The sequence below is a fragment of the Mesorhizobium sp. 01N446 genome (genome assembly GCF_056399285.1).
This window is the reverse complement of the sequence record NZ_JBFTRA010000001.1, coordinates 993,683-1,010,574: the sequence shown is the minus strand read 5'-3', so window position 1 is coordinate 1,010,574 and position 16,892 is coordinate 993,683. Positions and strand designations below refer to the sequence as shown.

The 16,892-nt window shown below is 64.8% G+C and carries 18 protein-coding genes; 6 read left to right on the top strand and 12 right to left on the bottom strand.

The annotated features are described in order from the left end of the window. The first annotated feature begins 306 nt into the window (after positions 1-306). Positions 307-819, top strand: a complete 513-nt coding sequence (locus AC1DPX_RS04740) for a hypothetical protein (protein WP_477234928.1) — start codon at positions 307-309, stop codon at positions 817-819. A gap of 355 nt (positions 820-1,174) precedes the next feature. Here AC1DPX_RS04740 and AC1DPX_RS04735 read toward each other — a convergent pair whose 3' ends face one another. From AC1DPX_RS04735 to AC1DPX_RS04725, 3 genes are all read right to left on the bottom strand, one after another. Further along, positions 1,175-2,815, bottom strand: coding sequence for an ABC transporter substrate-binding protein (locus AC1DPX_RS04735; RefSeq protein WP_477234926.1), 1,641 nt, complete (start codon positions 2,813-2,815; stop codon positions 1,175-1,177). Between the two features lie 576 nt (positions 2,816-3,391). Beyond that, positions 3,392-3,892: a protein-export chaperone SecB gene (gene secB, locus AC1DPX_RS04730; protein ID WP_019862223.1), complete on the bottom strand. Its 501-nt coding sequence runs from the start codon at positions 3,890-3,892 to the stop codon at positions 3,392-3,394. A gap of 369 nt (positions 3,893-4,261) precedes the next feature. After that, entirely contained in the window at positions 4,262-4,759 is a 498-nt protein-coding gene (locus tag AC1DPX_RS04725; protein WP_032932371.1) for an FxsA family protein, read from the bottom strand. 211 nt (positions 4,760-4,970) lie between these two features. Here AC1DPX_RS04725 and AC1DPX_RS04720 point away from each other — a divergent pair, with 211 nt between their 5' ends. The 4 genes from AC1DPX_RS04720 to AC1DPX_RS04705 are packed head-to-tail and all read left to right on the top strand — an operon-like array spanning position 4,971 to position 7,725. Continuing rightward, on the top strand, positions 4,971-5,678 hold the full coding sequence (locus tag AC1DPX_RS04720; RefSeq protein ID WP_477235750.1) for a Tim44/TimA family putative adaptor protein: 708 nt from the start codon (positions 4,971-4,973) through the stop codon (positions 5,676-5,678). 25 nt (positions 5,679-5,703) lie between these two features. After that, positions 5,704-6,804: a murein transglycosylase A gene (mltA, locus tag AC1DPX_RS04715; protein WP_477234924.1), complete on the top strand. Its 1,101-nt coding sequence runs from the start codon at positions 5,704-5,706 to the stop codon at positions 6,802-6,804. Beyond that, entirely contained in the window at positions 6,801-7,331 is a 531-nt protein-coding gene (locus AC1DPX_RS04710; protein WP_477234922.1) for a Smr/MutS family protein, read from the top strand. Before mltA ends, AC1DPX_RS04710 begins: the two co-directional genes overlap by 4 nt. Before the next feature lie 25 nt (positions 7,332-7,356). Then, positions 7,357-7,725, top strand: a complete 369-nt coding sequence (locus tag AC1DPX_RS04705; protein ID WP_477234920.1) for a helix-turn-helix domain-containing protein — start codon at positions 7,357-7,359, stop codon at positions 7,723-7,725. A gap of 86 nt (positions 7,726-7,811) precedes the next feature. Here AC1DPX_RS04705 and AC1DPX_RS04700 read toward each other — a convergent pair whose 3' ends face one another. The 4 genes from AC1DPX_RS04700 to AC1DPX_RS04685 form a co-directional block, all read right to left on the bottom strand. Next, on the bottom strand, positions 7,812-8,054 hold the full coding sequence (locus AC1DPX_RS04700) for a hypothetical protein (RefSeq protein WP_202357041.1): 243 nt from the start codon (positions 8,052-8,054) through the stop codon (positions 7,812-7,814). Positions 8,055-8,426: 372 nt separating this feature from the next. Continuing rightward, entirely contained in the window at positions 8,427-9,041 is a 615-nt protein-coding gene (locus AC1DPX_RS04695) for a transglutaminase-like cysteine peptidase (RefSeq protein WP_202357040.1), read from the bottom strand. A gap of 167 nt (positions 9,042-9,208) precedes the next feature. Beyond that, positions 9,209-10,486 (bottom strand): polyhydroxyalkanoate depolymerase, encoded by a 1,278-nt coding sequence (locus tag AC1DPX_RS04690; RefSeq protein ID WP_477234918.1) that lies wholly within the window; start codon positions 10,484-10,486, stop codon positions 9,209-9,211. 306 nt (positions 10,487-10,792) lie between these two features. Further along, positions 10,793-11,161 carry a septal ring lytic transglycosylase RlpA family protein gene (locus AC1DPX_RS04685; RefSeq protein ID WP_202357038.1) on the bottom strand — a complete coding sequence of 123 codons (369 nt, stop codon included), beginning with the start codon at positions 11,159-11,161 and terminating at the stop codon, positions 10,793-10,795. 309 nt (positions 11,162-11,470) lie between these two features. Between AC1DPX_RS04685 and AC1DPX_RS04680 the strand changes: the two genes are divergently transcribed. Continuing rightward, positions 11,471-11,647 (top strand): hypothetical protein, encoded by a 177-nt coding sequence (locus AC1DPX_RS04680; protein WP_477234916.1) that lies wholly within the window; start codon positions 11,471-11,473, stop codon positions 11,645-11,647. A gap of 100 nt (positions 11,648-11,747) precedes the next feature. On the opposite strand, the gene AC1DPX_RS04675 is transcribed toward AC1DPX_RS04680, so the two are convergent. From AC1DPX_RS04675 to AC1DPX_RS04655, 5 genes are all read right to left on the bottom strand, one after another. Further along, on the bottom strand, positions 11,748-12,545 hold the full coding sequence (locus tag AC1DPX_RS04675) for an ATP-binding cassette domain-containing protein (protein ID WP_477234914.1): 798 nt from the start codon (positions 12,543-12,545) through the stop codon (positions 11,748-11,750). A gap of 7 nt (positions 12,546-12,552) precedes the next feature. Continuing rightward, on the bottom strand, positions 12,553-13,329 hold the full coding sequence (locus AC1DPX_RS04670; RefSeq protein WP_475436973.1) for an ABC transporter permease subunit: 777 nt from the start codon (positions 13,327-13,329) through the stop codon (positions 12,553-12,555). Beyond that, the gene (gene ssuD / locus AC1DPX_RS04665; protein WP_477235748.1) at positions 13,326-14,483 is read right to left on the bottom strand and encodes an FMNH2-dependent alkanesulfonate monooxygenase; all 1,158 of its coding nucleotides are present in this window, start codon (positions 14,481-14,483) and stop codon (positions 13,326-13,328) included. The genes AC1DPX_RS04670 and ssuD overlap by 4 nt, the downstream gene beginning before the upstream one ends. Positions 14,484-14,567: 84 nt before the next feature. Continuing rightward, on the bottom strand, positions 14,568-15,521 hold the full coding sequence (locus AC1DPX_RS04660) for a sulfonate ABC transporter substrate-binding protein (RefSeq protein WP_477234912.1): 954 nt from the start codon (positions 15,519-15,521) through the stop codon (positions 14,568-14,570). A gap of 236 nt (positions 15,522-15,757) precedes the next feature. Then, positions 15,758-16,795 (bottom strand): phosphatidylglycerol lysyltransferase domain-containing protein, encoded by a 1,038-nt coding sequence (locus AC1DPX_RS04655; protein ID WP_477234910.1) that lies wholly within the window; start codon positions 16,793-16,795, stop codon positions 15,758-15,760. Positions 16,796-16,892: the final 97 nt, after the last annotated feature.

Genomic DNA, 16,892 nt, shown 5'->3' with positions numbered 1-16,892 from the left:
GATTTGAGGGCGGGGTGCAACCGCTAATTCGCTTGGCGCAAAGTAACACAAACTGAACGATTCCTAATGTGCGTTGTGTTGCTTTTCACGAACCTGCTACCTCGACACCAACTCCCGCTTTCGGCTTCACTCCACCGCCCTTGCCCGAAATCCGCAACAGCGCCTCCGGTCTGCTGCCCTGCTGGCCGTTTCGAACTGATAGCGGATTGCCGACGCTACGCGCTTAGCACTGCCTTTCGGAAAAGAGGCCATTCTTTGAGAACAGCCTGCCATGAAGTATCCTCCCCCAGCTTGGGGATCACTCACATGCGCTCCACCTCAGACACCGTCGCCTCTCTCGGCCTCGCCATCGGTGGCGCGTTCGGCCTGGCCGGCACCTTCGTCGCCAGCGCCCCACTGCGCGAAACGCTGTGGACGATCGACGGCGTGGCGCTTGTCGTGGCCGCCGCGCTGCTCACCATGAAATACCAGCGGCTGGGCCATGATTGCGTCGCCGCAGGGTTCCTGACCTTCCTGGCCGGCGAGAGCCTGCTTTTGGCCGGCAATGCGGCGGGGTTGGAGGCCAGCGTGCCCTCCTATGTCGGCGGCATTTCGCTCTGGGCGGCGGGGCTGGTCCTGATCAGCGCGCCCAGCACGTTCGCGCTGTGGATGCGGCTCACCGCGCTGGCGGCCGCCGTGCTGTTTGTCGTGTCGGCCGGCATGATCCTGTGGGGCGCGCCCTTGCTGCCGATTTCGGCGCCGCTGCCGGCGGCGGGCTATCCGTTCCTGGTGCTGACTTTTATTGGGTGGATCTGGACGCTTTTGCGGCCGGCGCGATAACTGGTGCCCACGTCAGCGTCCGTCGAAGTCCGCGACAGGAAGATGAGCGTCAGCGCTGCCCCTCATTGCCCTGCCGGGCATTTCTCCCCGTAAACGGGGCGAAAGGGCTGTTGTCACCGCTTTCGCCAATCCCCAGCGTCGAAAGAAAGGCGCCGGCGTTGCCGCCAGCCCCTCTCGCCCCGTTTACGGGGAGTTGAGGAGTGGTCCGCGCAGCGGACGAAAAGCCAACTGCTTGGCTTTTCGAACGACGAACGCCGGCAGGACAGTGAGGGGCGGCGCTGACGGTGAAGGTGAGGCGGCAGGCTCGGAGTTGCTTGCCTTCTCCCGCAAGGGGAGAAGGCAGAAGCGCCGCGCCTCAGCTTTCAATCCAAACCTTCTCGAAATGCTGCTCCAGCGCCTGGTGCTGCTCGCACCCCTCGACGCCCTTGCGATAGGTCCGATACACCGAGCGCCAGTAGGGTTGGATGATGATGCCGGAATCGCGCAGATTCTTCTCGATGCCGGCCATGATCTCCTTGCGCGCCTTGGCGTCGGGCATGGCCAGCGCCTTGTCGAGGCGGTCGTCGAACTCCTTGCTGGCGTAGGCGCTTTCGTTCCAGGCGGCGCCGGACTTGTAGGCGAGGGCCAGCACCTGGACGCCGAGCGGGCGGCCGAGCCATTCGGTGCAGGAGAAGGGATATTTGCTCCAGTCGTTCCAGAAGGTGGCGGCGGGCAGCACGGTGCGCTTGATCTTGAGGCCGGCCTCGCGCATCTGCGCGGCAATCGCGTCGCCGGTGCTCTTCTGCCATTCGACGTCGACCGAGATCAGCTCATATTCATGGTCCGGTTTGCCGGAGGCGGCGAGCAGCTTCTTCGCCTCCCCGACGTCGCGTTTTGCCGGGCCGATATCGGCATATTCGGGGTGCATGGGACCGACATGGTGGTTGTCGGCGGGCTTGCCCCGGCCGCCGAGGCCGAGCGCCAGCACGGCTGAATTGTCGACGGCGAGCTGGGCGGCGCGGCGTAGCTTGATGTCGTCATAGGGCGCGTTGCCGACATTGAAGCGGGCGACGATGGTCGAGCCTGTGGCGATCTCGGAATTCTTCAGCCCCATCTTGTCGGTCTGCGAGACGGCGTCGGAGGCGGTTTCGTGGTCGGTGTCGATCTCGCCGGATTCGAAGGCCGACAGCATGGCGTTGGGGTCGGAGCCGTAATCGATCCACTGGATGCCATCGAGATAGAATTCGCCCTTCCACCAGGGCTTGTCCTTGCGCTTCACCTCCGCGCCGGTCTCGGCGTCCCATTTCACCAGCTCGCAGGGGCCGGTGGTGATGGCCAGCGCCTTCATGGGGTCGCCGTCGCCCTCATAGGAGCGGTGCATGATCAAAGCGGGATAGTCGGCCATGCCGGCGATCAGCGAAATGTCCGGTTTGGGCAGGTTCAGCTTGACGGTGAAGTCGTCGACCTTCTCGATGCCGCCATCGACCACCTTCTTGGTGTCGGCATTGACCAGCGCGCCCATGCGCGCGGCGACCGAATTGCCGGCGACGCCTGCCTCGCACCAGCGGGCGAGGTTGTGGACGACATCGTCGGCGTTGAAGGCGTCGCCATTCGACCAGGTGACGCCCTTGCGCACATAGAGCGTCAGCGTCCTGGCGTCGTCGCTCATCTCCCATTTTTCGAGCAGCCAGGGCTCGAAGGAAAAATCGGTGTTCCAGCGCACCAGATATTCGTTGCAGTGGCGGGCGACGTTGGACATTTCGACGCCGTCGAAGGTGCGCGGGTCCTTGAAACCCTTGACGTTCATGGCGACGCGGAGGATGCCGCCCTTCTTCGGCTCGGCGGCGCGGGCAGGCGTCGCGCTCAGGCCACCCAAGGCAAACGCCCCGGCGGCGCTTACGCCGAGGCCGGCCATGAAGGCAAAATATTCGCGGCGGTTGATGCCGCCGGTCTTGAAATCCGCGGCGACGGGCTTGGCCCGCGGATGCAGCTTGCGGTCGGTCAGCATGAATCTCATCGTCGTTCCCTCTTGTCGTTGGTGCATGCCGCCCAAAAGTGCGGGGTTTGGGACATGCACGGAATCAGACTCGTCCCGGCGAATCGCCGACGCGGGAGCGGCTGCGACCGCCGGGACGCTTCTGCCTGACGCGGCGATGATAGGGCGGGGTGACGTTGGGAAGTGTTCTGGAATCCGCAGGAGTTGTGCGACGCTCCGCAGAGACGTGGCCTGTGGGGCAATCCATTTCTGGTGGCTGCCGAGGTCCGCCCCCTGGCCTGCGGCTTCGCGTTTCACCAGCGGCTTCCCCCACTCCGTCTCGGCTTTGCCGAGCCACCTCTCCCCCCTCCGGAGGGAGAGGAAAGGCGCCAGGATTGGCGAACTCGCGCCCTTCCTCTCCCCCGTCGATCGGGGGAGAGGTGTCGAGCGAAGCTCGACGGAGTGGGGGTCGACCATGGCTCGACCGTTGTATTTCGATCGACCAGAACCGTTAGGTGGTGCAAATGGGTGCTGTCCCACCGGCGTTGCCAAGGGTCACCAAGGCAACAAAAAACCCGGCTCAAGGCCGGGTTTTTCGAGGCATTCCGTAGATATAGCTCAGCTCACCTGGACCTTCGACGCTGCCTGGTCCTCGGCGATCTTCTGCTGGAACATCTGCGCGAAGTCGATCGGGTCGAGCATCAGCGGCGGGAAGCCGCCATTGCGGGTGGCCTCGGCGATGATCTGGCGGGCAAAGGGGAACAACAGGCGCGGGCATTCGATGAACAGGATCGGCAGCATGTGCTCCTGCGGGAAGCCCGAAATGGCGAAGACGCCGCCATAGACCAGCTCCACATTGAACAGCACTTCCTGGTCGAAGGAGGCCTTGGCGTTCAGCGTCAAATTGACGTCGAACTGCTTGTCGGAGAGCGGGTTGGCGTTGACGTTGACGTTGATGGCGATGCCGGGGGCCTTGTCGCGGCCGCGCAGCGAGTTCGGCGCGCCGGGGCTTTCGAAGGACAGGTCCTTCACATACTGGGCGAGCACGTTGAGCGACGGCTGCGCCGCATTGCCGTTTCCGTTGGCTGCGCCGGTCGGCGCGTCATCATTGCTGGCCATGAGCCTTAAATCCTTTTCCCCTGGGCAGCGTTGCTGACCGAATTGAAATCGGGCGTTCGCTACCATGGTCGGCATGACAAGACAAGGTTTGCCGCCTTGGGGTTCGGGGGCAATCGCTGTGGGCTGTGTCTGCTGCGATTGGGTGTAGAGAAATCATCGTCGAGGTCGGCGCTGCCCCTCATTGCCCTGCCGGGCATTTCTCCCCGTAAACGGGGCGAAAGAAGCTGCCGCAACGTCGGCGCCCTTCCTGCAACGGTCGCGATTGGCGAAATCGGCGATGGCAGCCCCTTCGCCCCGTTTATGGGGAGAAGATGGCGGCAGCCAGATGAGGGGCAGCGCTAACGTTCGCGAACAGGGCAGAACAGCGACCTAATCGTCCTTCAACCGCCGCCACGGCGAATTATGATCCGGGCCGCGCTTGAAATCGTCCTCACGCGAATAGTCGCCGTCGTCGAGGTCGATGACCTTGTCGCGCGACCGGCGAAAACCGCCGGCCGAGAAATCCGTGGCCACCACGATGCGGCCCTTGAACCGGCGCCAGGCCAGGTCGCGCACCGGCGGCAGGAACAGCAGCAGGCCGATAATGTCGGTGATGAAGCCGGGGATGATCAGAAGGATCGCGGCGACCACGATCATGGCGCCGTGGGCGAGATGGCGGCTCGGATCATGGCCGGCGTCCATCTCGGCGCGCACCCGCGCCATGACGCCGAAACCCTGGTGCCGGAGCAACAGCACGCCGGCGATGCTGGAGGCCAGCACCAGGCCGACCGTCGCCAGCGCGCCGACCTCGCGGCCGACGATGACGAAACCGGCGATTTCCAGCAGCGGCAGGGCGAGGAGAAAAAGGGGAAGCAGCGAAATGCGCAAGTCTTGCCAACCTTCCGGTCGTTGGTCGTTTCGATTGTTTTGGCCTTGGCGGCAATCGCCGCTGGCACTGAGGCCGTTAGATAGGTATGCCTGCCTTTAATTTGAATGATTGCACCTTGCGTTCTATATGCTTTGAATGTTGAACGCTATGCGACCGCGGCCTGTTGGCCGGATGGTCCGGCCTAGAGGCAGGGATTGATTGGCGGAAGATATGGGCTTCTTCGACTTCGGCACGATTTTCTTCCTGATCGCGGCGGTGGTGATCTTCTTCCAGCTGCGCAACGTGCTGGGCCGTCGGACCGGTAGCGAGCGGCCGCCCTTCGACCCCTACACGGCGGCGCGCACCGACAAGGACGCCACGCAGAAGCCGGAAAATGTCGTTTCGCTGCCGCGCAAGCGGCAGCCGGGCGAGCCGGCGCCGGCCGACGCCTATACGGCCATCGACGCCTTCGCCAAGCCCGACACCGACCTCAACAAGGGCCTGCGCGCGATCAAGGACAATGACCCGTCCTTCGATCCGAAGGGTTTCATCGACGGCGCCAAGATGGCCTATGAGATGATCGTCATGGCCTATGCCGACGGCGACCGCAAAACGCTGAAGAACCTGTTGTCGCGCGAAGTGTTCGACGGTTTCGTCGCGGCAATCGGCGAGCGCGAGGCGAAGTCGGAAAAGATCCAGTCCTCCTTCGTCGGCATCGACAAGGCCGACATCGTCTCGGCCGAGATGAAGGGCGGCGAGGCGCATGTGACGCTGCGCATCATCAGCGAGCTGATTTCGGCGACGCGCGACAAGGCCGGCGCGGTGATCGACGGCGATCCGGAAACCGTGGCCGAGGTCAAGGATGTCTGGACCTTCGCCCGCGACACGCGCTCGCGCGATCCGAACTGGAAGCTCGTCGCCACCGAAGAAGAAGACTAGTCCCGGCAAACGCGGCGAGGCTCCGGTGTCGCTATCGCCTCTCTTTGTCGAAAAGTCCTTCGAGGATCTCCCCGGCTGGGGCGATGACGACCCCCTGCCGGCCTTCGAGGCGTTCCGCCGCTCCGCTTTCCATGTGCTGACAAAGCCCTATCGCAGCGGCGCGCTCGGCGTCGATTTCGGCGCCTTCGCCGCAGCCTATGCCGAGGCGCGCACCGCAGCACCCGCCAGCCGGGCGGAGGCGCGAACTTTCTTCGAGCGCCATTTTGTGCCGATGCTGGTGCGGCCCGAGAGTGGCGCCGGCCTCGTCACCGGCTTTTACGAGCCACAGGTCGAGGCCTCGCCGGTGCGGACCGGGCGCTTCACCGTGCCGCTCATGTCGCGGCCGGCCGATCTCGTCGATGTCGACGACGCCAACCGGCCGCAGGGCATGGATTCCTATCTCGCCTTCGCGCGCCGGACGGCGGATGGACTGGCCGAGTATTTCGACCGTGGCGCGATCGAGCGCGGCGCGCTGGCCGGCCAGGGGCTGGAGATCGCCTGGCTCGCCGAAAAGGTCGACGCCTTCTTCATCCATGTGCAAGGCGCCGCACGGCTCGCCATGACCGACGGCCGGCTGCGCCGCGTTACCTACGCCGCCAAGTCGGGCCAGCGTTTCACCGGACCCGGCAAAATCCTGAGCGAGCTCGGCGAGATCCCGCTGGCTGAGGTGACGATGCAGTCGATCCGCGCCTGGTTCAAGGCGCACCCCGGGCGCATCGACGAGATCCTGTGGCAGAACCGCTCCTACATCTTCTTCCGCGAGGCTGACGTCGAGGATGCAGCACTTGGCCCGATCGCCGCCGCCAAGGTGCCGCTGACACCGGGCCGCTCGGTGGCGGTCGACCGCCTGCTGCACACTTTCGGCACGCCCTTCTACATCGACGCGCCGACGCTGACCGCTTTCGACGCAAAACCGTTCCGCCGGCTGATGATCGCGCAGGACACCGGCTCGGCCATCACCGGGCCGGCGCGAGGCGACCTGTTCGCCGGCTCCGGCGACGCGGCCGGCGAGATCGCCGGCGTGGTGCGCAATACCGCTGATTTCTACGCGCTGGTGCCGCGCGCGCTGGCCGGAGGCGCAAGATGAGCAAGCGTCCGGACAGGCTGAGCGAGGACGACCGGGTGCTGTGGAACCTGGTGGCGCGCACGGCCAAGCCGCTGAAGGGCAAAACCTCCGTCGAGATTCCCGACATGGCCATCGAGGCCAAGCCGTCCGCGCCGCAGACGGCCCAGCCCGCCGCCAATTCGCCGGGCGCGGCAAAGCCGAAGGCGCAGCATGTCACGCACCGGCTGGAAGAGCCGACGCTGGACAAACTGTCGAAGGGCCGGCTGCCGATCGAGGGCCGCGTCGACCTGCATGGCATGACGCAGGACGAGGCCTATTCGCTGCTGTTCTCGTTCTTGCACCGGGCGCATGCCGGCGGCGTCCGCTATGTGCTTGTGATCACCGGCAAGGGGTCGTCCTCCGGCGGCGACGGTGTTTTGCGGCGCGCGGTTCCGGCCTGGCTGTCGACGCCGGCCTTCCGGCCGCTGGTCTCCAGCCACGACCATGCCGCCCGCAACCACGGCGGCGCGGGCGCGCTCTATATCCGGCTGCGGCGGGCACGCGCATGAGGGCGGGCGCCGTGAGTTCGTGCATATGACGCCGTTCGGCGAGAGGCTGCGGGCGCTCAGGCTCGAGCGCGGCGTCAGCCAGAAAGACATGGCGGCGACGATCGGCGTCAGCGCCGCCTATCTCTCGGCGCTCGAGCATGGCAGGCGCGGCGCGCCGACCTGGACGCTGATCCAGAAGATCATCGGCTATTTCAACGTCATCTGGGACGACGCCGAGGAGCTGGCGCGGCTGGCCGAAGCTTCGCACCCGCGTGTAAAACTCGATACGTCGGGCCTCAATCCCGCCGCCACCGAGCTCGCCAACCTCCTGGCCGAGAACATCGAGAAGCTTGACGAAGCGGAACTGCGCCGCATCACCGCCTCGATCCGCGCTGCACTCGGCCGGCTGAAGTAACAGGTTTTACCCGGATTTCGCGGAGGGTCTGCCGGAGCACAGAACAGTGCCCGCCGGCGAACCGCCAGCGGGCAGCTGTGGCTGGATCAAGGCTTGCCGGCCGTGCTGCCATTGGGGTTGCCGCCCTTGGTGCCCGGGCGGTCATGGTCGTGGCCATTGTTGCCGCCGCCCAGGCAGTCCGACGCGCCGGCGGTGCCGCAACAACGGCCGGCCCAAAGGTCATTGAGGTTGGTGTGCACGCAGCTGACCGTCTGGTCGGCCATCGCGGATCCGCCCAGGGCCGACACGGCGGCGAAGGCGAGAAGGGTGTTGCGCAGAAGAGCAGTCATTTGAAGTCTCCATGGTTGGGTTTCGTCGTTCACGGCTGTGTGTCGCCGGGTGGACGGAAATGGTTCACGGAGAGGTGGAGATTTTTTTGGGAGGGATGCGTGGAGGCCTACGAAAGGGGACTAGCCGGCAACGTCGGCGCCGCCCCTCATCCGCCTGCCGGCACCTTCTCCCCGTATAGAGACGGGGAGAAGGGAACAGCCGCGCCGTCGGCGCTTGTCTTGCGGCGTTGATGATTGGCGAAAGCGGTGATGACAGCATCTTTCTCCCCGTCACTATACGGCGAGAAATGCCCGGCAGGGCAATGAGGGGCAGCGCCAGCCTCGGCAGTTTGCTGAAGAGAACGTCAGAGGGACCGCGAAGGCGGCCCGCCCCTACTCCACCGACCCGACCAGCACCTGCTGGCCGCCGCGGATGGAGACCCAGCGGCCGGTGTTGTCGATCGCCTGGCGCTTGAGGAAGCGGTAACCGGTCTGGTCCCAGGCCTTGACCTTGTCGTTCAGATTGTCGAGCACGTAGTCGCCCTTGTCGGTGCGCACCGTCAGCACGGAATGGCCTTCGCCATCGGGCTTGCGCACCACGGTGATGAGCAGGTCGGAAAGCGATATGCCCATGCGGGACAGCCGGCGGCGCTTCTCCAGCACGTAGTCCTCGCAATCGCCGACGCCCTTGTCGGGATAGGCCCAGACCTCGTCCTTGCCGTAAATGTCCATGTCGCTCATCGGCTTGACGGCGGCGTTGACCCGGGCGGTGACGCCTGCGAGCTTGCTCATCAGGCCGTTGGTCATCCTGGCCGGTGCCAGGTTGCTCGGACGGATCGAGCATTCGCCGGGGTGCTGCTTGCAGAAATCGTAGTGGCCGATCGGCTGCGAGGTGATGCCCCCGGTCGCCATCGCTCCGGCAGCCATTGCCGGCCAGCTTCCCGTGGCTGCCAGACCGGCCGCAGCCACGCACAAACGCAGCCTTCTCGCCATTGTTGAGGAATTCATTGTCCCCGCTCACCCTGTTGTTAACGAAACGTTAAGGGCGATTGACAGTCCGTGTCAATTACGACGACGGACTGATTTGCGGCATGGTTACCCGCGGGCAGGCACAGCGTCTATTGTGCAACAGAATCGGCCGGCGGCCGATTTCTCGGACTTTGTTCCGGAATGGCCTACCGCTTGGCGGTGCGGACCAGTTTCGGCTTCACCGCGACGCGGGTCTGGCGGCCATAGCTGGTGATGAAGTCGACGATGCGAGGCACGATCTCGGAGCGGAAGCGCGAGCCGTTGAAGACGCCGTAATGGCCGACCGCCGGCTGCATGTAATGCGCCTTCTTGTCGGCCGGGATGTTGACGCACAGATCCTGCGCCGCCTTGGTCTGGCCGAGGCCCGATATGTCGTCGTTCTCGCCCTCGACCGTGAACAGGGCGACGTTGCGGATGGCCGATGTATCGATGCGGGTGCCGCGATGCGTCATCTCGCCCTTGGGCAAGGCATGGCGCACGAACACGGTGTCGACGGTCTGCAGGTAGAATTCCGCCGTCAGGTCCATGACCGCCAGATACTCGTCATAGAAGTCGCGGTGTTTTTCGGCATTGTCGCCGTCATGCTTCACAAGGTGCATGAAGAAGTCCTTGTGGGCGATGATGTGGCGGTCGAGATTCATGCTCATGAAGCCCGACAGCTGCAGGAAGCCCGGATAGACCTCGCGGCCGAAGCCCGGCACCGGCCAGGGCGCGCGCATGACGACATTGTCGCGGAACCAGTCGATGCCCTTTTCCTCGGCCAGCAGATTCACCGCGGTCGGGTTCCGGCGTGTGTCGATCGGCCCGCCCATCAGGGTCATGGTCGACGGCACGAAGGGATCGCCCTTAGCCTCCATCAGCGCCACCGCCGCCAGAACCGGCACGGAAGGCTGGCACACCGCCATCACATGGGTGTCGGGCCCGAGCGCATGGAACATCTCGATGATGTAGTCGATATAGTCGTCGAGATCGAAGCTGCCGTCGGCCAGCGGCACCATGCGGGCGTCGACCCAGTCGGTGATGTGGACATCGGCATAGGGCAGCATGGCTTCCACCGTGCCGCGCAGCAGCGTCGCATAGTGGCCCGACATCGGCGCCACGATCAAAAGCTTCGGATCCGCCTTGCGTCCGGCGGGAACGGCGCGCTCGAAGCGCACGAGATTGCAGAACGGCTTCGACCAGACGGTTTTTTCGGTGACCTCGACGCTCTTCCAGTCGACGACGGTCTTGTCGAGGCCGAAGACAGGCTTGCCGTAGCGGCGCGTGGTGCGTTCGAACAGTTCGGCGCCCGCCGCGACCGAACGGCCCCAGGGCGTGTGCGCAATCGGATTGAGCGGGTTGGAATAGAACATCCGCACCGCGTCGGCATAGAGCCGGGCCGGCTGCAGCGCCGCATGGTTCCATTCGTAGAGCTGGTAGAACATCGACAACCCCGCTGCTGCTGCGACCGAAGGGACGACGAGCAGCGCCGAGCCTCAAATGTCTCGTGGCGAAGTTAACAACTAATTGCTGCGATGCAATACGTCACGTGGCGTGACCAATGGTTCTTTCGTCCAAAGCGCCGGAAATCGGGCCTGAACGGCCGAGCCGGCTCAATGTGCAGTGCCGAAATGTGTAGGAAATGTGTCCGGCCCTGCTGCCGGACACCAGACATGATCCCGAAAAGTGGTTGCCGGTTTTTGCTTCGCTGACCTGCGGTTCGGAAGAGATCATGGTCCAGGGAAATGCAATCAGACACGCGCCATGCAGACCGAGGTATGGCCGGAACCGATGAAGCCGAGCTGGCCGGCGGCGCCCTTCGACAGGTCGAGCACGCGCCCCTTGATGAACGGGCCGCGATCGTTGATGCGCACGATGACGCTTTTGCCATTGTTCTTGTTGGTGACGCGCAATTTGGTGCCGAACGGCAGGGTGCGGTGGGCGGCGGTCATCGCCGACGGGTTCATGCGCTCGCCCGATGCGGTGCGCGAATGCAGCGCGTACCAGGAAGCACGGCCGCACTGGCCGGCGGCGGCGGTTGCCGAAGTGGCGGAAGCGCCGACCATCAGGCCAGCAGCGATCGTTACCGCGACAAGCGCGGTCTGATTTAGCGTCTTCATATTTGAGGGATGGCTCCGTTTTTGACAGACCCCAGCCGTTAGGTGCCAAATAAGGCAGGAAATGCGGCAATGATCTGTCAGTTCCGTGGCAAGGTCACACGTTTGGAGTCGGCGGGTAACAGTCTGTCAGGGATTTTCCGGCACGGTTTGATCCAGTTTCGATGATCTTCGGGCCGATTCCGAGAGTCGCTTTGACAAGATATCGGATTAATATCCAAGTAGAATTCGGCGTGATTGAGCCACTTCCTTTGGCTCTTTCATCACGCTCCTCACGCGCGAAACGATCGACTTGAAAAGCGAGATCCGTCAATGAGACTGACCAAAAATCTGCTGGCCTTGATTGTGCTGGCTGTCGGCGCGGTGTGGGCGCTGCAAGGCATCGGCGTGGTCGGCGGCAGCTTCATGACCGGCCAGTCGCAATGGCTCTATATCGGCCTCGTCGCCATGCTTGTCGGCCTGGCCGGGCTGGTATGGGCGAACCGGTAGGGGTGATGAGTGGCGCCAGACTGCGTTGCAGATGCCCGGCAGGGCAGAGGGGGGCGCTGTCCCGCCGACGTCTCGAGGTTCGCGCCGCGCCCCGACAACCCTAACCGAACAGCCGGTCCAGGATCATCCCCTCAAGCCGGGCGAGCTCGGTGGAGCCGCGCCGGCGCGGGCGGGCGACCGGCACTTCCAGGTCGAGCGCGATCCGGCCTTCGCTGATCACCACCACACGGTCGGCGAGCGCGACCGCTTCGGCGACATCATGGGTGACCAGCACGGCGGTGAATTTCTGGGCGAGCCAGATGCGTTCCAGCAATTGCTGCATCTCGATGCGGGTCAGCGCGTCGAGTGCGCCGAGCGGCTCATCGAGCGCCAGGATCTGCGGGTGGCCGACCAAAGCGCGGGCGAGCGCCACGCGCTGCTTCTGGCCGCCTGACAGCACCGAGGGCCATTCGCCGGCGCGATCGGCAAGGCCGACCTCGCCCAGAATGCCGAGCGCGCGTTGCCTTGCATCGGCGCCGGCAGCGATGCCGGTCAGCCCGACCTCGACATTTTTCACGACACTCGCCCCTGGCAGCAGGCGCGGCTCCTGGAACATGAAGCGGGTGCGGCTGTGGCCTTCTTCCTCGGCGCCCAGCGTCAGCGATCCCGATGTCGGCCGGTCGAGCCCAGCCAGCAGCCGGAGCAGCGTGCTCTTGCCGCAGCCGCTCTTGCCGATGACGGCGACGAACTGGCCGGCCGGCACGTCGAGGTCGATGCCGTCGAGCACGATCTTGTCGCCGAAGCGTTTTTCCACGCCCTTGAAGGCGAAGGCGCGGCGGCCTTCGACAGAAATCGCCGGGCGCGCCGGGGCAGGTGCTGCGACGAAGGAGCGGACGGAGGTCAGGCTGGCGGCTGGCATCGGAACCTCATCCGTTCTGGAAGGCGGGATGCCAGCCGAGCGACAGCCGCTCGAGCAGGCGGGCGAGGCTGTCGGCGAGCTTGCCGAGCAGCGCGTAGATCAGGATCGACAGCACGACGACATCGATCAGCAGGAATTCGCGCGCCTGCATGGCCATGTAGCCGAGGCCGGAACTGGCCGAGATGGTCTCGGCAACGATCAGCGTCAGCCACATGATGCCGAGCGCATAGCGCAGGCCGACGAAGATCGCCGGCAGCGCGCCGGGCAGAATGACGCGGAAGAACAGGGCGCGCCGGTCCATGCCGTAGACGCGGCCCATCTCGACCAGCTGCGGATCGACGCTCTGGATGCCGAGCAGCGTGTTGACGTAGATCGGAAAGAACACGCCGAGCGCCACCAGGAACAGTTTTGCTTCCTCGTCGATGCCGAACCACAGGATGACGAGCGGGATCAGCGCCAAGTGCGGGATGTTGCGGATCATCTGCAGCGTGGTGTCGGTCAGGCCGCGGCTGAGCCGCGACAGGCCGTTGGCGAGGCCGAGCGCGAAGCCGATCGAACCGCCCACTGCAAAGCCGGCAAGCGCGCGCGCCGTCGAAACGCCGATGTTGCGGATCAGCTCGCCCGACAGCGTCAGCCGCCAGAAGGCCTCGGCGACGGCACTCGGCGCCGGCAGCACATTGGCCGGCATGACGCCCGCGCGGCTGGCAATCTCCCAGCCGGCGATGACCAGCACCGGCAACACCCAGCCGATGGCGTTTGCGTGGAGGCGCGCCGAAAAGCTCATGAGGAGGCCTGCAGGCGGGTGGCACCATGGAAGCCGACCGAGAATTCGTTGGCGATGTCGCGATGCGCCCCCTGCCGGCTGGTACCGAGCCCGAGGCGCGGGAACAAAAGCTCGGCGACGCGGTAGGCTTCCTCGAGATGCGGATAGCCGGAGCCGATGATGGTGTCGATGCCGATCGCCTGGTATTCGCGGATGCGCCCGACGATCTGCTCCGGCGTGCCGACCAGGGCGGTGCCGGCGCCGCCGCGCACCAGGCCGACGCCGGCCCACAGATTGGGCGAGACGACGAGCCTGTCGCGGCGGCCGCCATGCAGTTCGGCCATGCGGCGCTGGCCGACCGAGTCCATCTGGGTGAGGAAGCGCGCCTGCGCGTTTTCGATCTGGGCGTCGGTGACATGGCTGATCAGCCGGTCGGCGGCGCGCCAGGCTTCGTCCTCGGTCTCGCGCACGATGAAATGCAGCCGGATGCCGAAACGCAGTTTCCGGCCGCGCAGCGCCGCCTTCCTGCGCGCCGAAGCCAGTTTTTCGGCCACCTGCGCCGGTGGTTCGCCCCAGGTCAAATACATGTCGACGAGGTCGGCGGCGAGTTCCTGCCCGGCATCGGACGAGCCGCCGAAATAGAGCGGCGGCCGTTCCTGGCTGGGCAAAAGGTCGAGGCGGCCATTCTCGACGCGATAATACTTGCCGTCGAAATTGACGCGCTCGCCCGACACCAGGCCGCGCCAGATGGTCAGGAATTCATGCGCCTGGGCATAGCGTTCGTCATGCGGCAGGAAGATCCCGTCGCCGGCGAGTTCTGTCGGGTTGCCGCCGACCACGACGTTGAGCAGCAGGCGGCCATTGCTCAGCCGGTCGAGTGCTGCGGTCTGGCGCGCGGCGAAGGTCGGCAGGGTCACGCCCGGCCGCAGCGCCACCAGGAATTTGAGTTTTTCGGTGAGCGTGGCGAGGCCTGTCGCGGTGATCCAGGAATCCTCGCAATTCTGTCCGGTCGGCAAAAGCACGCCGGGAAAGCCTAGCCGGTCGACGGCCTGGGCGATCTCCTTGAAGTAGCCGAATTCCGGCGGCCGCTGCTGTTGCTCCGAACCGAGATAGGAGCCGTCGCCATGCGTCGGGATGAACCAGTAGAAGTCGAGCGGGCTGGCGGGCGGGGTGATGTCTGGCACGAGCGGAACTCCCGGAGATACAGGCACAAACGGCAACGGCGCCGAACGTTTCCGCCCGGCGCCGCATGAGAGAAATCAGTTTCCCGGCGCGGTCCACACGGCGTCGGAGATGCGGACCGCCTTCGGGATCAGGCCGAGCTTGTAGAAACGGTCGGCGGTCACCTGCTGACTGGCGACGATTTCGTCGGTGATCGGAAAGATGCCGAACTTGGTGCGGTTGGCGGCGATGGTCTGGGCGTCGAGCGGCACACCGGTCACCTCGTGCAGCGCCTCGGCCACCTTGTCACGGTTCTGGTCCGCCCATTTCGCCGCTTCGCCGAGCGCTGATATGGCGGTGGTGATGATCTCGGGATGCGCCTTGGCGAAATCCTTGTTGGCGAGGAAATAGGTGTTGACCTTGAGCACCTCGCTGGAGCGGGCCAGCACGCGCGGCTGGTAGCGCGTTTCGGCAATGGCGAAGAACGGATCCCAGACCGCCCAGGCGTCGATCTGGTCGCTGGCGAAGGCGGCGGCGGCATCGGCGGGGCTGAGATAGACAGGCGTGATCTGATCGAAGGCAATGCCGGCCTTTTCCAGCGCGGCGACGAGCAGATTATGCGCGGACGTGCCCTTGCCGACGCCGATGCGCTTGCCCTTGAGGTCGGCGACTGACTGGACCGGCGAGGCCGGCTTGACGAAGATCGCTTCGCCGTCGCCATTGGACGGCAATGCCGCCGCATAGACGATGTTGGCGCCGGCCGACTGACCGAAGATCGGCGGCGCGTCGCCAGTCCAGCCGACGTCGATGGCGCCGACATTGAGGGCCTCGACCAGGGGTGGGCCGGCAGTGAATTCCACCCATTTGACGGCGACGCCCTTGTCGGCGAGCGCCTTCTCGATCACTTGCTGCTGCCGGGCGATCACCGGCAGGCCGGTCTTCCGATAGCCGATGTTGAGCTGCGTCAGCTCCTGCGCGGCGGCGCCGAACGACAGGGCGACGGTAGCGGCGAGCAGGCCGATGCCGAAAACGCGTCTCGTCAGATTGAACATGGTCCCTCTCCTTCGCTGCGGATCGGCGCCGGGAAAACGTCCTCGCCGGTTGGATGAGGGACAAGGCTAGGTAGTTCTATAAATTTAGTAGAGGAATGATTTTGCGAGTTGACGCTGTGGCGCGGAAATATCTTCCATGGCAACCCGGCATTCGTCATCCGCGCGAGGCAAGGAGCGAAGCGGCGCAGTGTAAAAGGTGACGAATAAAGGCTTTGGCCAGGACCGTGCGCCGGGGATTATATCGCTTTCACCAGCCGCAGCAGGCCCAGCATCTCGACATAGGTCCCCTTGCGGAAGGCGATGTAGACCGGCTCTTCCATGCCATGGAAGCGGCGCTTGAAGGCCGCCTGGCCCTGCAGGTTGAACCTGCGGCGGTTAACCCATGGCGAAGCGTAGGCGCGCTGGAAAGTGTCGCGCCAGAAATCGCTTTCGGCAAATCCGCTCGGGGTGATGTCGACCAGCGGCGACAGGCCGAGCGTGACCACCGAGATGCCTTCTTCGCGAAACCGGTCGACGGCGAATTTGGTCAGGCCGATCTCGGCATGCGGCGAGGCATCGATGTGCTTGCGCTTGAAGGCTGTGGTGTAGCCGATGACCTTGCCGTCGGCAAACAACGGATCGAAATCGAGCAGCGCGATCAGCTCGCCATCGGGACTGTGCAGGACGAAGCGGCGCATGTCGGTGCCGAGCTGATCGTAGAACGGCCGGTTGAGAAAGCCCATTTCCCAGCGCTTGACGATGCGGTCGCCGCGCCAGTTCTCCGACAGCCGGGCGATCTCATCGAGGAAGACCGTCCGCCTGTCTTCCTCGAACGAAAAGCCCTTCTTCAAGAGCCAGCGCTCGGAATAGCGCACGGTCTCGTTGCGCTTGCCGGAAAAGTCATGCTCGGGCAGGTCAAGGCGGGTGTCGATGCCCAGCCGGTTGACCTTGTAGCCGAGCCCGGCCAGCACGCGCGCGGTCTGCGCGCTGATCTGCACGAACCACGGGTCGCCGGCGGCCTCGACGAAGCGTCTGATATAGTCAGGCCGCCGCGCGGGTGCCGCCACCGGGTCTCCAAGCGCGAAATGATGTTTCATCTTGGTGCCGAAGGCGATGTAGCCGTCGGCGTCGCCAAAATAGGAAAGCTTGTGCTGCACGGCAGTCGAATAGGCGAGCGAGAAGTCGCCATGGCGACGGACAATTGCCAGGCGTTCGACATGCGTCAACGCCTGGCGCTCGACCTTGGGCGAGGCACCCTCGAGGATTTTGTCGAAGTAGATCCGCAAGGAGGGCATGGTCGAGATTCCGCGTGCCGTCTGTGGCGCGACGTGCCTTTCGGTACGCAGGACGCGCCATGGCGCCTTGATTTTCGCGGGAAGCCGAAATCGCTGC